The organism is Mesorhizobium dulcispinae, assembly GCF_033977345.1.
GTDB lineage: Bacteria > Pseudomonadota > Alphaproteobacteria > Rhizobiales > Rhizobiaceae > Mesorhizobium > Mesorhizobium dulcispinae.
Window position 1 is genome coordinate 113,166 of sequence record NZ_JAVIIY010000011.1, and the last position, 14,043, is coordinate 127,208.

Sequence of the window (14,043 nt, forward strand, 5' to 3'; positions counted from 1 at the left end):
GTCATGGCCGGTCTCGAGCAATATCATGCCAAGCGCGACTTCCGCAAAACCGCCGAGCCTGCCGGCAAGGTAACCCGGCACAAGAAAGGCGAGGCCGGCGGCATCTACGTCATCCAGAAGCACGCCGCCACCCGCCTCCACTACGATTTCCGGCTCGAGCATGACGGCGTGCTGTGGAGCTGGGCGGTGACGCGCGGCCCGAGCCTCGATCCGCATGAGAAGCGGCTGGCCGTGCATGTCGAGGACCACCCGATCGACTATGCGTCCTTCGAGGGCACCATTCCGAAGGGCGAGTATGGCGGCGGCTCGGTCATCGTCTGGGACGACGGCAAATGGATTCCGGAAGGCGATCCCGCCGATGGCATGAAGAAAGGCCGTATCAATTTCGAACTCGCAGGCCATAAATTGCATGGCCGCTGGCATCTGGTCAGACTGAAGCCCAGGCCCGGCGAAAAGCGCGACAACTGGCTGCTGATCAAGTCCGACGATGCCGCCGCCCGCCCCGGCGAGGACATCCTCGAGGACGCGCCGCAATCGGTGAGGTCGGGCCTCACGATAGAAGAGGTCGGCGAAGGCAAGGCGGCCAAGGGCGAGAAGCCAAAAGTCTGGCACTCCAACAAACCGGCCGCCCGCAAGGCCAAGGCTGGCCATGCCAAACGCCTCGAATTCATCGAGCCGCAGCTTGCAACCCTGGAAAAGGATGCGCCTTCCGGTGACGAATGGCTGCACGAGGTGAAATTCGACGGCTACCGCATGCAGGCGCAGATCGCCGGCAGCGAGGTCAGGCTCCTGACGCGCGCCGGCCTCGACTGGACGAAGAAATTCGAAGGCCCGGTCACAGCTGCGCTCGCCAAGCTGAAATGCCGCGACGCCATCATCGACGGCGAGGTCGTCGTGCTGGCCGACAGCGGCGTGTCGTCTTTTCCGCTGCTGCAGGCGGAGCTCTCCGCCCGTCGCGCCGGCCGCTTCGTCTACTACGTCTTCGACTTGATGCGGCTCGATGGCAAGGATTTGCGCCGTGAGCCGCTGGTCGAGCGCAAGCAGGCGCTCGCCGAACTGCTCGGCGAGCAGCCGGACAACTCGGCGCTGCGCTTCAGCGACCACTTCCACGAACCCGGCAAGGTCATGCTGCAGCATGTCTGCCGCATGGGTCTCGAAGGCGTGGTCTCGAAGCGCGCCGACGCGCCTTACCGCAGCGGGCGCGGCCTCAGCTGGATCAAGTCGAAATGCACGCTGCGCCAGGAATTCGTGATCGGCGGCTACCTGCCCTCGGACAAGACCGGGCGGGGCCTGCGCTCGCTGCTCGTCGGCTATTTCGAGGGCGGCAAGCTCAATTACGCCGGTCGCGTCGGCACCGGGTTCTCCGGCAAGGTGATGGCCGATCTCAAGAGGAAGCTCGACGCCCTCGAGGCGAAGGACTCGCCTTTTTCGGCCGCCGTGCCGAAGGGCAAGGGGCTCACCTGGGTCAAGCCCGAGCTTGTCGGCGAAGTGGAGTTCCGCAGCTGGACATCCGACCATATAATCCGCCACGCCTCGTTCCAGGGATTGCGCGAGGATAAGCCGGCGGAGGAAGTCGTGCAGGAAAAGCCGAAGAAGACCGACGGCAAGGCCGAAGCAAAATCGGGCGGCGACAAGGCGGCGCCGAAGGCGTCGGCCGGAACGGCGATGACCTCGATAAAGCTCTCGCATCCGGACAAGCTGCTGTGGCCCGACGAGAAGGTCTCCAAGCGGGACCTGCTCGACCACTATGCGCTGGTCTGGCCGCGCATGGAGCAATTCGTCGTCAACCGGCCGCTCAGCCTGGTGCGGGCGCCCGACGGCATTCACGGCCAGCGCTTCTTCCAGAAGCATGCCTCGCCGGGCATGAGCGACAAGATCGCCAGGATGAAGGATCCGACCGACGGCGAGGAGATCCTGTTCATCAAGGATTTCGACGGGCTTGCGGCCCTGGTCCAGTACGGCGTGGTCGAGGTCCACATCTGGGGCTCGACCATCGATGCGCTGGAAAAGCCTGACCAGATCATCTTCGACCTCGACCCCGACGAAGGCGTCGACGTCAGCCGCGTGCGCGAGGCGGCGCTCGACATCCACAAGCAGCTCGACGAGCTGTCGCTGCCGAACCTCGTCAAGACCTCCGGCGGCAAGGGCTACCACGTGCTGGTGCCGTTGAAGCCTTCGGCGGATTGGGACGAGGTCAAGGACTTCGCCCATGATTTCGCCCGCGCGCTGGAGCAGGCCAACCCGGATCGCTACACGGCCACCCTGTCGAAGAAGGCGCGCACGGGAAAAATCTTCGTCGACTATCTGCGCAACGGCAGGGGCTCGACCACGGTGGCGCCCTATTCCTCGCGCGCCAAGAAGGGCGCGACGGTGTCCATGCCGGTGACATGGCCGGAAATCGAGAAAGGTCTGGCGCCCAACGCTTTCCCGCTCGGCGACGAGACGACGCTGAGCGGGCTGAAGAAGGCGGACCCGTGGAAGGATTTCTTCAAGCTGGGGAAGCCGCTCAAACGGGGGTGAGTTTTGTGAGCGAAGTCGGCAGCGCCGCGTTCCTTCCCCCCCCTCTGGCCTGCCGGCCATCTCCCCCGCAAGGGGGGAGATCACCTGGCCCGGCGCTTTGCCATTCTTCCAGCGTCGAAGATCAGCGAAGGCGGCCGAGCGCTCAATCTCCCCCCTTGCGGGGGAGATGCCCGGCAGGGCAGAGGGGGGTGCTGTCCCGCCGACATCGCGAAATTACCGTCAGCGATCTCAGGCCAGAAACACCCTCTCGAACTCCGCCTTGCCCTTCGGCGAGAACACCACGGCGCGGCTGTCCTTCTCACGCCGCGCCCATTTCTCGGCGATGACCTTGTCGAGGATGGCGGCACCCAGCGCACCGGCCAGATGCGAGCGTCGCACGCTCCAGTCGAGGCAGGCGCGGCACACGGGCCGCCTGGCCTTGTCGTCGATCGCGATGCCGAGTGCGGCGAAATGCGAAATGGCTGACGGCGAGAGCCTGATCTCGTTCTCCTCGCGCAGCAGCACCTTCCTGTCTACGAGGCGGTCGAGCATCGCCACTGCCTGCTCGCCGGCAAGATGATCGTAGCAGACGCGGGCCACGCGCATGGCCGCATCGCGCGGACCGGGCCGCACCCGCTTCGGGCCGACCGCCTCCGCGACGCCGATTATCGCCTCGATCATACCCGCGACCTGCGGGCTGGCGAGGCCGTAGTAGCGGTGCCGGCCCTGGCTCGCCAAGGTCAGCAACCCGCCATCCATCAGTTTCGACAGGTGCGAGGAGGCGGTAGGCAGCGACACGCCGGCTTCCAGCGCCAGTTCCGATGCGGTCAGCGCCGTTCCGCCCATCAGCGCGTTCAGCATATTGGCGCGGGCCGGGTCGCCTACCAGGCTGGCGATGCGGGCGATATCGGGTCCTTCACGCATAGTTCGATCCTTATCGAAGCATTCCCGTAAGCGAAGCACTATTCTCGGGCCAGCTCAAGGAGCGCGGCGAATGCTCCTGACACGAGAATGCCTATCACGCCGACGGAAGCGATGTTTCGACCGCCATCGAACTGTCGCCGCCACAAAGCCAACCGACGAGGAGAGACCGAAATGACCATCACGTGCTTCATCCGTTACGAGATCGACCCGTTCGGCAAGGCGGCCTTCGAGCAATATGCGCGCGCCTGGGGCCAGGCCATCCCGCGCTGCGGCGCCGAACTGATCGGCTATTTCGCGCCGCATGAGGGTTCTGCCACTGTCGCCTACGCCGCCTATAACATCGAGAACCTCGCGGCCTACGAAGCCTATCGCGCCCGCCTTGCCGCCGACCCCGCCGGCAAGGCAAACTACGACTTCGCGCGGCGCGAAAAATTCATCCTCAAGGAGGATCGCATCTTCCTCACGCTGGTGTCGGGGCCGCATGGGCCGAGGACGGTTTTCGACACCAACGTAACGGTCAAGGAAAGGATAGAGGCATGATCGCCGTCATCTTCGAGGTCGAGCCGGCGGAAGGAAAGCGCGATGCCTATCTCGGCATCGCAGCGGAGCTTAAGCCGCTGCTCGAGAGCATCGACGGCTTCATCTCGGTCGAGCGCTTCCAGAGCCTGACCGATCCGAAGCGCGTGCTCTCGCTATCCTTCTGGCGCGACGAGGAAGCGGTGAAGGCCTGGCGCAACACCGAGGAGCACCGGCAGGCGCAGAAGGCGGGGCGCGGCGGAATCTTTGCCGGCTATCGTCTGCGCATCGCCCATGTGGTGCGCGACTACGGGCTGAATGAAAGAGCCGAGGCGCCGCAGGACAGTCGCGCGGTGAATGGGTGAGGCGCCCCTTGTCCCCTTGTGGGAGAAGGTGTCGCCGAAGGCGACGGATGAGGGGTGCTCCAGGGAACGCCCACGTCTCACTCCGCTGGAACACCCCTCATCCGTCTCGGCGCTGCGCGCCGATCCACCTTCTCCCGCAAGGGGAGAAGGGGAAGAAGGAGCTACGCATTCCCGATCAGCACGCCTGCCCCGAACACCAGCGCGCCGCCCAGCACCACCTGGAAGGCGGCGCGCCAGAACGGCGTCTGCATGTAGCGGTTCTGGATAAAGGCGATCGCCCAGAGCTCGAAGAACACCACGATCGCTGCGACGATGGTCGCCGTCCAGAAATAGGGAATGAGGTAGGGCAGCGCGTGGCCGAGCCCGCCCAGCGTCGTCATGACGCCGACCGTGAGGCCGCGCTTCACCGGCGAGCCGCGCCCCGAAAGCTTGCCGTCGTCGGAGGCCACCTCGGTGAAGCCCATCGAGATGCCGGCGCCGATCGAGGCGGCGAGGCCGACCAGGAAAGTCTGGAAGGTCGCGTGCGTGGCGAAGGCGGCGGCGAAGATCGGCGCCAGCGTCGACACCGAGCCGTCCATCAGCCCGGCCAGCCCCGGCTGGACATAGGTGAGGATGAACTGGCGCTGTTCGGCCGTCGCTTCCTCCTCCTTCACTTCGCCCGGGACGTGCTCTTGCTCCAGCTCATGCGCGGAATTCTCGTGGCCGAGCTCGGCCGCGGCCAGCTCGTCGAGCAGCTTTCGGGTCGAGGCATCGGTGGTGCGCTTGGCCGCCTCGACATAGAAGCGGTAGGCCTGCCGCTCCATGTCCTCGGCCTGGCGGCGCACATGCTCGATGCCGAGCGGCCGCACCAGCCAGTCGGGCTTGCGCTCGTAGTAGCCTCTGACATGCTCGCGCCGGATCAGCGGGATGCGCTCTCCGAAGCGCTTGCGGTGGAGCTCGATGAGGGAATCGCGATGGCCGTCCTCTTCCTCAGCCATCGCCTCGAACACCTTGGCCGATTGCGGAAAATCTTCCGCCAGCCCGTCGGCATAGGCGCGGTAGATGCGCCCGTCGTCCTCTTCGGAAGAAATCGCCAGCGCCAGGATCTCCTGCTCCGACAGCGAATCGAAGGAGCGGCGGCCGAAGCCGAAAACACGGGAAAGCATGAGGAAATCACCCTAGTTTAGAACCATTCTAAACTAGGGACTTGGATGCGGGGGGTCAATCGTGGACGTGGCGGAACGGGTAGAATTCGTTGATTCAATCTCGCCCTTCATTATTGCCGAATGTTCACCTATATAGGCTGCATCAGCCGAAATCGAAGGAAGCAGGAATGACGGAAAAGAAGCCCCCGCATGCGTTCGACGTGAAACCCGTTCTCGATCTCATCGCCAGCATCGAGGCCGACCTGCAGCGCCTCAAGGGCATGGTCGAGCAGCAGGCCGAAAAATTCGACCCCGCCAATCCGCACAACAAGACGCCGGACGGCAAGCTGACCGAGGAAGGCGTCGAGTGCTGCTACCGCATGTTCGACGAGGGCAAGTCGCGCTACACGGTCGCCCAGCAGATGAAGATCTCGTTTGCCGCCGCCACGCATCGCTTCAACAGCTGGCGCAAGCTCGGCGGCAAGAAGCGGACAACGGCGCTGCTGGGGTGAGGGGCGGTTTGAAAAGGGCGTCGGCGCCGAAGCTGCCAATCTCCCCCCTTGCGGGGGAGATGTCCGGCAGGACAGAGGGGGGTGCGAAGGAACGCTGACCTTTCCGGCAACCGTAGAGCAGCCCGTAACTTGCCGGCATAGTCAGCATTGATCGGCTGAGATGTCGGCGGGACAGCACCCCCCTCTGGCCTGCCGGCCATCTCCCCCGCAAGGGGGGAGATCGGCGCTTCGCCGTCCGTCATCACCTACCAACATTGTCTCCATCACATTTTTTCGTTGGCGCGCCGGGACAATTTCCATGCACCATAGGCGGTCCCGTTCTTCGCAAGGGCCTCGCTATGACCGCTCTCCCCGGCATCTCCGACATTCACGCCGCCGCCGCGCGGCTTTCCGGACTGATCGTCGAGACGCCGCTGATCGAATCGCCGGAGCTCAACAAGCGCCATGGCGGCCGCATCCTGTTCAAGCCGGAGACGCTGCAGCGCACCGGCTCCTTCAAGATCCGCGGCGCCTACAACAAATTGTCGTCGCTCACCGAAGAGGAGCGCAGCCGCGGCGTCGTCGCCTTTTCCTCCGGCAACCACGCGCAAGGTGTCGCCGCTTCGGCCGCGATGTTCGGCGTCCGGGCGGTCATTGCCATGCCCGTCGACGCGCCGGCGCTGAAAGTGGGCAATGTCCGCAAGATGGGCGCCAAGGTGGTGCCGTTCGACCGCTTCAAGGACGACCGCATGACCGTCGTTCGCCCCTATATCGAGAAAGGCATGGTGCTGGTGCCGCCGTTCGACGATCCGGCCATCATTGCCGGCCAGGGCACGATCGGGCTGGAGCTGATGCGGCAGGCGAAGGCGCTGGGCGTCAGCCTCGATGCCGTCATCGTTCCTTGCGGCGGCGGCGGCCTGTCGAGCGGCATTTCCGTCGCGGTCAAAGATGCCTCGCCGCGCACCGCCGTCTGGGCGGTTGAGCCGGAGCATTTCGACGACACCCGCCGCTCGCTCGCCAAGGGCGAGCGGGTTTCGAACGAGCCCGGCCACAGCTCGATCTGCGACGCGCTCCTCACCGCCGAGCCCGGCTTGATCACCTTCGAGATCAACCGCAAGAATCTCGCCGGCGCCATCGCCGTCTCCGACAAGGCGGCCGCGCAGGCGATGCGCGATGCCATGGCCCATCTGAAGCTGGTGGTCGAGCCCGGCGGCTGTGTCGCGCTTGCGGCGCTGTCATCCGGCGAGATCGACCTCGCCGGCAAATGCGTTGCGGTTGTGCTCTCCGGCGGCAACGTCGATTTCGGCACTTATGCGGAGATCATGGCGGCCGCTTAGATTTTTGGGGAAGAGTGCGGTGGCCCGTAAGCCATAGTCGCCGCGCTCCGTCCCACCCCCCTCTGTCCTGCCGGACATCTCCCCCGCAAGGGGGGAGATCAGCTGTCGCCGCTGCTTTCGCCAATCGCCGGTGTTGCAGGAGGAGCGGGGGCGCCGGAGCTACCAATCTCCCCCCTTGCGGGGGAGATGCCCGGCAGGGCAGAGGGGGGTGCTGTCCCTCCAGCGTCAGACCGTTCAGCGACACATTGATCAATCCAGCGTCCGCCTGAACCGCACCAGCGCCACGCCGGCAAACAACGCCACGAACAGCACCAGCCAGCCGATCTCGGTCGCCACCGCCGGCAGCTCCGCGCTCTTCAGCATGACCGCGCGGGTGATGCGCAGGAAATGCGTCAGGGGAAAGATCTCGCCAAGCGTCTGCGCCCAGCCCGGCATGCCGCGATAAGGGAACATGAAGCCCGACAGCATGATCGAGGGCAGGAAGAAGAAGAAGGTGAGCTGCAGCGCCTGCATCTGCGTGCGCGCGATCGTCGAGATCGTGTAGCCGAGCAGCACCAGCGCCAGCACGAACACCAGCACGGCGGACAGGAGCAGCGTGAGCGATCCCATGAAGGGAATGGAAAACAGAAGCTTCGCCGCCGCCAGCACCACCACCACCTGCACCGCGCCGACCACCAGATAGGGCAGCACCTTGCCCAGCATGATCTCGAGCGGGCTGGACGGCATGGCCAAAAGGTTTTCCATCGTGCCGCGCTCGGTCTCGCGCGTCAGCGCGATCGAGGTCATCATCACCATCGTCATCTGCAGGATGACGCCGAGCAGGCCGGGTACGATGTTGTATTGCGAGATGCCCTCCGGGTTGTAGCGCCGATGCACGACGACATCGAGCTGGCCGCGCGCCGCCTCCTTGGCCGCTTCCTGCATGCCTTGGGCTCTTAGCAGCGCCTGGCCGGCGACGGTGCTTAATGTCGAGATGGCGCCGCTGGCCACCGCCGGGTCGGTGGCGTCGGCCTCGATCAGGATCTGCGGGTTGTCGCCGCGCTCCACCCGCCGCGCGAAATCGGCCGGGATGGTGACGACGAAGGCGACGTCGCCGCGCGCCATCAGGAACTCGGCTTGCGCCGCGCTCTGCGCCACATGGTCGAAACGGTAGTAGCCCGTGGTCTGCAGCGCCGAGACCATCGCCCGCGTGTAGGGATCGCTGCTGGTCGCGACCAGCGCGGCCGGCAGGCTCTTCGGGTCGTTGTTGATGGCGTAGCCGAACAGCACCAGCTGGAGAAGCGGCACGCCCAGCATCATGGCGAAGGTGATGCGGTCGCGCCGCATCTGGATGAACTCCTTGATGAGCAGCGCGCCGAGTCTCGCGAAGGAGAAGACCGCTTTCAAGCCATCTTTCATGCCATATTGTCCTTCGAGCCGGCCATGAACTGGATGAACACGTCTTCCAGGCTGGTCTCGCCGGGCGTCACCGTCACGCCCTTGTGCTTCTTCTCGACATCGGCAAGCGCCTTTTCCAGCGCCGGCTTGTCGGAGCCGACGACATGCAGCGTGGCGCCGAATGGCGCTACCTGGTCGACACCGGGTCGGCCCTCCAGCGCCTTGGCCACCTGGTCGAGTCGCGGTCCCTGCACGACGAAGGTGGTCAGGCCGGCATTCCTCACCACCTCGTCCACCGTGCCGGTGGCCAGCAACTTGCCGTAGGAGATGTAGCTGATGCGGTGGCAGCGCTCGGCCTCGTCCATGTAATGGGTGGAGACCAGCACCGTCAGCCCGCCGCTCGCCAGCCTGTGGATCTCGTCCCAGAACTCGCGCCGCGCCTTTGGGTCGACGCCCGCCGTCGGCTCGTCGAGCAGAAGCAGCTTCGGCTGGTGCATGATGCAGGCGGCCAAAGCCAGCCGTTGCTTCCAGCCGCCGGAAAGCGTTCCGGCCAGCTGGTTGCGGCGTGTGGTCAGGCCGAGCTCCTGCAGCGTCTGCGACACATAGTGCTCGACCGGTCTCAGCTGGTAGAGCCGTGCCACGAATTCGAGGTTCTCACCGATCGTCAGATCCTCGTAGAACGAGAATTTCTGGGTCATGTAGCCGACTTCGCGTTTGATCCTGAGCGAGTCGGCGCGGATGTCGAACCCCAGCACCGTGCCCTGGCCCTCGTCCGGCGTCAAAAGCCCGCACATGATGCGGATGGTCGTCGTCTTGCCCGAGCCGTTCGGCCCGAGGAAGCCGACGATCTCGCCCTCGGCGACCGCCATCGTCACATGGTCGACGACGGTCTTGTTACCGAAGCGCTTGACCAGCCCGTGTACGTCGATGACGTTCATTTTCCGAGATCCGCCCCGAGGTTCGCCCCGAGGTCCACCAAGTCGACATCGACGATCTGGCCGGGCTGCAGCGGCCCGGCATCGCCCTCCGGCCGCGCCTCGACGAGAAAGACCAGCTTCTGCCGGTTCTCGAGCGAGTAGATCACCGGCGGGGTGAATTCCGGATCGGGCGATACATAGCTGACACGCGCCTTCTGATCCGGCCCGCAGCCGTCGCAACGGACGCTGAGCAGCGTGCCGACCTTCACCGACGAGAAGGCGGTCTCCGGCACATAGACGCTGAGCTTCACCGCGCCGTCCGGCAGCATCGAGATCACCGGCGCGGTCGGTCCGGCGGTGTCGCCCGGATTGCGGATGACATCGTTGACCCGCCCGGGCGAGGGTGCCGCGAGCACCCGCTTCGACAGCCGCCACTCGGCCTGCCCCAATTCCGATTGCGCCTGCTTGACCTGGTTCTCGGCCGCCTTGATCGTCTCGGCCCGCCCCGGCAGGCCGCCGACGGCGAGATTGGCCTCGGCCTGGCCGACCTGCGCATCGGCCGTCTCCAGCGAAGCCGATGCCGTGTCGTAGTCGGCCTGGGTGCCGGTGCCTCGTTTGTAGAGGTCGCTGGCGCGGTCATATTTGCGCTTGGCGTCGGCGGCCTGGGCCTTCGCCATGTCGACCTGCGCCTTGAGCACGGCGATCTCTTCCGGCCGCTTGCCCACTTGAAGGTCGGCAAGCTGCGCTTTGGCCTGCGCCAGCGCCGCCTGCGCCTGCGCCACGGCGATCTTGGCGTCGGCATCTTCCAGCGTCGCCACCGGCATGCCCGGCGTCACACGGTCTCCGCGTTTGACATTGACCGTCGCGACCTGCGCCACCTCGATCGGCGCCATCAGCACATATTCGCCTTCGACATAGCCGACGGCCAGCGGTGCGGTCGGCGCGCAGGCGCCGAACAGCTGGGCCGCGAGCGGCAGGGAGCAGAGAAAACTCATGATTTGCCCTTCCTGCCGGCGGCTGCATCGCGTGCCGCCAGCATTGCCCTGAGGTTGTCAGTTGCGACTGCAACGACCTTGCCGGCTTCTTTGTTGCCGATCTCGCGCCAGCCCATCCGGCGCATCACCGCCTCGCGGCCGATGCGGAAATAGATGACTTGCCCGATAATGGTGAACACGGTGAGCCTGGTGGCTTCGCTCTCGGCGGGCTCGCCGGTCGCCTGTTCCCAGATCTGGCAAAGCCGGCGATGCGTCGGTTCGAACACGCCGGCATAGATGCGGTCGAGCGCCGCCGTCGGATGCGACAGCTCGCGAAGTACGAATTGTACGATCTCGCCGGCCTGAGGGCTCGCAACGACAAAACCCACCATCCGCTCCAGCGCGGCAAAAAGCTGCGCTCGCGCGGCTTCCGGGTTCGATGGGGCTGCCTGGGGCGCGGCGAACGCCTGACCGGCGATCCCCTGGATGGTCTCGACGATGAAGTCGGCGGCGGCGGCGCGCAGGCCTTCCTTGCCGCCGAAATGATAGGCGATGGAGCCGATATTGGCCTTGGCCTCGGCCGCGATCTCGCGCGTCGAGGTGCCGTCGAAACCTTGCCGGCCGAACAGCTTGAGCGCGGCGTGCACAAGCGCCGCGCGCGTTTGATCGGCGGGAGAGGCTTCGCGTGGCGGCCTTTTGGCGTTCGTTTGCTTGCTCATCACAATCATTTAATCAATCGATTGATTAAAGTCAAATTGATTCCCGACTCGGCTTGCCATCTCCGCCTGCACCGGCTTTAGTGCGCGGCCATGGGCAAGGAAGTCGAGCGCAAGTTCCTGGTCTCTGACCCCGCCTGGCGGAGCCTGGTCGAGGCGGATATCCGCATTCGCCAGTTCTACGTCGCCGCGCAGCCGGGCCGCACGGTGCGCGTGCGCATCAGCGACGGGAGCTCCGCCAAGCTGACGCTGAAGTTCGGCGACAGGGCGCGCGAGCGCGACGAATTCGAATATACGATCCCTCTCCACGAGGCCGAGGAATTGAAGGCGTTCGCCGTCGGGCGTGTCATCGAGAAGACACGCCACCATGTTAGACACCGCGGCTATCTCTATGAAGTCGATGTGTTCGGCGGAGTGCTCTCGGGGCTCGTGGTCGCGGAGCTGGAGACGCTGGAGGACGTGCCTGACGAAATGCTGCCCGACTGGCTCGGTCGCGAGGTCACCGGCGAGTCGAGGTTCTACAACGCGTCGCTGGCCCTCGGGGGGATTCCGGAGATCGCCGCATGAGCTTTCGCATCGATCCGCGCTTGCCGCTGACCGGCGAGGTCAGGCGCATATTGGCCGACGAGATCGGCAAGGCGCTCGGCCATCTCGAGACGGCGCGCGACAAGCCGGAGCAGGGGCTGCACAAATGCCGCAAGCGGCTGAAGAGCATCCGAGCCTTGCTACGCCTGGTTCGTTCCGGCGACGAACTGTTCTGCCAGACCGAAAACGAATGCTATAAGCAGGTGTCGGCGCTGCTTGCCGGCCCGCGCGAGGCGACCGCTCTTATCGAGACCGTCGATCGCCTGGCGGACGCCTTTCCGGAACAAAGCGCCGGCGGCGGTCTCGATGCCGTCCGCGACCGGCTGGTGCTGCGCCAGCACGAGCTTCATGCCGGCCCCGGTCTCGACGCCGCCATAAATGCCGCCGTCACCGCTTGCCAGGAAGGGCTGGAGCGCATCGACAGGCTGTCCCTGCCCGATCAGCCGGAGCAGGCGGCCGACATCCTGGCCGAAGGCGCCCGCGCCACCTTGCGGCGGGCGAAAAAGGCGCTGGACAAGGCCGGCTCGAGCGGCGAGGCCAACGACTTTCACGATCTGCGCAAGGCCGCCAAGACGCACTCGATGCATCTGTCGCTGCTCGGCCGCCTGTGGCCGACGCCGATCAAGGCGCGCCGCAAGGCGGTCGACAAGCTCGGCGAGCTGCTGGGCGAGCTGCACGACGTCTTCGTCATGCGCGCGCTGCTCGCCGCCGACGGCGAGCCGCTTGGCCCGCCCGAGGACACCAAGCTCCTGCGCAAGCTCCTGAAGCGTTCGGAAAGGAGCCTCAGCAAGGCCTGCCTTGCCGATGCCACCGAACTGTTCGGCGACAGCCCCAAGCGCTCGGCCAGGAAGCTGGCGCGCAAGGCGCGCGACGATCTCGCGGTGCCGCATGAAGAGGCGAAGGCGGCCTGACGCCTCCTCCTCCCTTCTCCCCTTTGTTTGGACCGGGGACATCGCGAACAGGTGTGCGAGGACATCGCGAACAGTTTTGCATGCTATCGGGCGAGGGCATTGAGGTCGATGGTTTCTATTTTCTGATGTCTGAACCAGGCGTCGAAGACGCCGTCGGTGGCGGTGGGGCGGAAAGCGACAGACTTTCCGGCGAAGGCCCGGCACAAGCGTATGGTTCGGCCGAGAATGGAGACGAAGCCGTGCTGCTGAACGCGGCGGATGAGATCGTCCTGGGCATATTCGAACGGCTCGACAGTTTCGCGAACTGGCGCGGCGAGGCTTGGTAGCGATCGAGCGGCACGCCGCCGCCCAAGGCATCGTGGGGACGCTGGGCGTTGTAGACGTGGCGCCACTGGTCGAATGCATCCTGAGCCTCGGCGAGGTTGGCGAAGGGCGGTCCCTGCAATGCCTCGGCCTTGAGCGAACGATGGAAGCGCTCGTCCTTGCCGAGTGTCTGCGGATGGCAAGGCCTGGAGTGGCTGACGGCGATGCCAATCTCGATCAGCCAGACGGTGAGCAAGGTGAAGTCGTTGCGACCGCCATCGCCCCAGGGCGGGCCATTGTCGGTGGCGATGCGCCACGGCAGGCCATAGCGACGGAAGGCGGCGATCAGCCGGGCTTTTACGGTCTCGGTGGTCTGGTCGGCGCAGGCCGACAGCGCGATCGAGAAGCGCGAATGGTCGTCGAGCACGGTAAGCGGATGCAGCCGGCCGGCGCGCAAGGCAATGTGGCCCTTGAAGTCCATCTGCCACAGGTGGTTGGGGGCGGCATGCTCGAAGCGAATGAAAGGCTGGGCTCCGCCGCCCAAAGCCCCCAGCTCGATACCGTTGCGGCGCAGGATGCCGGTGACCGTCGAGGCCGCCGGCGTGCCGATGCCTTCGCGGGCAAGCACGCGCGCGATCTTGCGCCCACCCCAGGCTGGATGCGCCACACGCACCGAAACGGCTGCTGCTTCCACCTCCGGCGCGCTGCGTGCCGGGCTCGACAGTGGTCGCCGAGACTGCTCCGCCAGGCCGGCCGCGCCTTCCATCCGATAGCGCGAAAGCAACTTGTGGCCACAGGTCCGGCCAATGCCGAAGCGCCGGCACAACGCGCTCACATTGGCGCCAGGCGCCAGCGCCAATCTCACGAACTCTTCTTTTTGGCTCATCACCCTTCTGGCCTCGAATGGCATCCCGAACCCCCTCGCGCAAAACGCGCAAAACTGTTCGCGATGTCCTCGCACACCTGTTCGCGATGTCCCCGGTCCAAACAAAGGGGAGAAGGGG

At 65.5% G+C, this 14,043-nt stretch carries 13 protein-coding genes and 1 pseudogene; 7 read left to right on the forward strand and 7 right to left on the reverse strand.

The window, feature by feature from the left end:
• The first annotated feature begins 3 nt into the window (after positions 1-3).
• Positions 4-2,520 carry a DNA ligase D gene (gene ligD, locus RFN30_RS22840; protein ID WP_320264348.1) on the forward strand — a complete coding sequence of 839 codons (2,517 nt, stop codon included), beginning with the start codon at positions 4-6 and terminating at the stop codon, positions 2,518-2,520.
• A gap of 228 nt (positions 2,521-2,748) precedes the next feature.
• Here ligD and RFN30_RS22845 read toward each other — a convergent pair whose 3' ends face one another.
• Positions 2,749-3,423, reverse strand: coding sequence for an ArsR/SmtB family transcription factor (locus RFN30_RS22845; RefSeq protein WP_320264349.1), 675 nt, complete (start codon positions 3,421-3,423; stop codon positions 2,749-2,751).
• A gap of 171 nt (positions 3,424-3,594) precedes the next feature.
• Here RFN30_RS22845 and RFN30_RS22850 point away from each other — a divergent pair, with 171 nt between their 5' ends.
• A complete protein-coding gene (locus RFN30_RS22850) occupies positions 3,595-3,963 on the forward strand; it encodes an NIPSNAP family protein (protein WP_320264350.1) in 369 nt (122 codons plus the stop codon).
• Positions 3,960-4,304, forward strand: a complete 345-nt coding sequence (locus RFN30_RS22855) for an antibiotic biosynthesis monooxygenase family protein (protein WP_292303390.1) — start codon at positions 3,960-3,962, stop codon at positions 4,302-4,304. The genes RFN30_RS22850 and RFN30_RS22855 overlap by 4 nt, the downstream gene beginning before the upstream one ends.
• A 161-nt stretch (positions 4,305-4,465) precedes the next feature.
• On the opposite strand, the gene mbfA is transcribed toward RFN30_RS22855, so the two are convergent.
• Positions 4,466-5,449 (reverse strand): iron exporter MbfA, encoded by a 984-nt coding sequence (mbfA, locus tag RFN30_RS22860; RefSeq protein ID WP_320264351.1) that lies wholly within the window; start codon positions 5,447-5,449, stop codon positions 4,466-4,468.
• Positions 5,450-5,616: 167 nt separating this feature from the next.
• Between mbfA and RFN30_RS22865 the strand changes: the two genes are divergently transcribed.
• On the forward strand, positions 5,617-5,940 hold the full coding sequence (locus tag RFN30_RS22865) for a hypothetical protein (protein ID WP_320264352.1): 324 nt from the start codon (positions 5,617-5,619) through the stop codon (positions 5,938-5,940).
• 338 nt (positions 5,941-6,278) lie between these two features.
• A complete protein-coding gene (locus tag RFN30_RS22870; protein ID WP_320264353.1) occupies positions 6,279-7,256 on the forward strand; it encodes a threonine/serine dehydratase family protein in 978 nt (325 codons plus the stop codon).
• Positions 7,257-7,505: 249 nt separating this feature from the next.
• Here RFN30_RS22870 and RFN30_RS22875 read toward each other — a convergent pair whose 3' ends face one another.
• Genes RFN30_RS22875 through RFN30_RS22890 form a run of 4 tightly spaced genes read right to left on the reverse strand, consistent with a single transcriptional unit; the run spans position 7,506 to position 11,243 of the window.
• Entirely contained in the window at positions 7,506-8,642 is a 1,137-nt protein-coding gene (locus tag RFN30_RS22875; RefSeq protein ID WP_320264437.1) for an ABC transporter permease, read from the reverse strand.
• Positions 8,643-8,650: 8 nt separating this feature from the next.
• On the reverse strand, positions 8,651-9,571 hold the full coding sequence (locus RFN30_RS22880) for an ABC transporter ATP-binding protein (RefSeq protein ID WP_320264354.1): 921 nt from the start codon (positions 9,569-9,571) through the stop codon (positions 8,651-8,653).
• Positions 9,568-10,545: an HlyD family secretion protein gene (locus tag RFN30_RS22885; RefSeq protein WP_320264355.1), complete on the reverse strand. Its 978-nt coding sequence runs from the start codon at positions 10,543-10,545 to the stop codon at positions 9,568-9,570. The genes RFN30_RS22880 and RFN30_RS22885 overlap by 4 nt, the downstream gene beginning before the upstream one ends.
• Positions 10,542-11,243 (reverse strand): CerR family C-terminal domain-containing protein, encoded by a 702-nt coding sequence (locus RFN30_RS22890; protein ID WP_320264356.1) that lies wholly within the window; start codon positions 11,241-11,243, stop codon positions 10,542-10,544. Before RFN30_RS22890 ends, RFN30_RS22885 begins: the two co-directional genes overlap by 4 nt.
• A gap of 90 nt (positions 11,244-11,333) precedes the next feature.
• On the opposite strand from RFN30_RS22890, the gene RFN30_RS22895 reads away from it, so the two are divergent.
• Both RFN30_RS22895 and RFN30_RS22900 read left to right on the forward strand, forming a co-directional pair.
• Positions 11,334-11,807, forward strand: a complete 474-nt coding sequence (locus RFN30_RS22895; RefSeq protein WP_320264357.1) for a CYTH domain-containing protein — start codon at positions 11,334-11,336, stop codon at positions 11,805-11,807.
• Complete coding sequence (locus tag RFN30_RS22900; protein ID WP_320264358.1) at positions 11,804-12,736, forward strand: CHAD domain-containing protein; 933 nt, start codon at positions 11,804-11,806, stop codon at positions 12,734-12,736. Before RFN30_RS22895 ends, RFN30_RS22900 begins: the two co-directional genes overlap by 4 nt.
• An 83-nt stretch (positions 12,737-12,819) precedes the next feature.
• Here RFN30_RS22900 and RFN30_RS22905 read toward each other — a convergent pair.
• Positions 12,820-13,949, reverse strand: a pseudogene (locus tag RFN30_RS22905) (IS481 family transposase).
• Positions 13,950-14,043: the final 94 nt, after the last annotated feature.

Bases quoted from the DNA above. Each gene is read 5' to 3' on its own strand.
- RFN30_RS22850 (WP_320264350.1), top strand. From the start codon at position 3,595: ATGACCATCACGTGCTTCATCCGTTACGAGATCGACCCGTTCGGCAAG.
- mbfA (WP_320264351.1), bottom strand. From the start codon at position 5,449: ATGCTTTCCCGTGTTTTCGGCTTCGGCCGCCGCTCCTTCGATTCGCTG.
- RFN30_RS22865 (WP_320264352.1), top strand. From the start codon at position 5,617: ATGACGGAAAAGAAGCCCCCGCATGCGTTCGACGTGAAACCCGTTCTC.
- RFN30_RS22895 (WP_320264357.1), top strand. From the start codon at position 11,334: ATGGGCAAGGAAGTCGAGCGCAAGTTCCTGGTCTCTGACCCCGCCTGG.
- RFN30_RS22880 (WP_320264354.1), bottom strand. From the start codon at position 9,571: ATGAACGTCATCGACGTACACGGGCTGGTCAAGCGCTTCGGTAACAAG.
- RFN30_RS22885 (WP_320264355.1), bottom strand. From the start codon at position 10,545: ATGAGTTTTCTCTGCTCCCTGCCGCTCGCGGCCCAGCTGTTCGGCGCC.
- RFN30_RS22855 (WP_292303390.1), top strand. From the start codon at position 3,960: ATGATCGCCGTCATCTTCGAGGTCGAGCCGGCGGAAGGAAAGCGCGAT.
- RFN30_RS22870 (WP_320264353.1), top strand. From the start codon at position 6,279: ATGACCGCTCTCCCCGGCATCTCCGACATTCACGCCGCCGCCGCGCGG.
- RFN30_RS22845 (WP_320264349.1), bottom strand. From the start codon at position 3,423: ATGCGTGAAGGACCCGATATCGCCCGCATCGCCAGCCTGGTAGGCGAC.
- RFN30_RS22890 (WP_320264356.1), bottom strand. From the start codon at position 11,243: ATGAGCAAGCAAACGAACGCCAAAAGGCCGCCACGCGAAGCCTCTCCC.
- RFN30_RS22900 (WP_320264358.1), top strand. From the start codon at position 11,804: ATGAGCTTTCGCATCGATCCGCGCTTGCCGCTGACCGGCGAGGTCAGG.
- ligD (WP_320264348.1), top strand. From the start codon at position 4: ATGGCCGGTCTCGAGCAATATCATGCCAAGCGCGACTTCCGCAAAACC.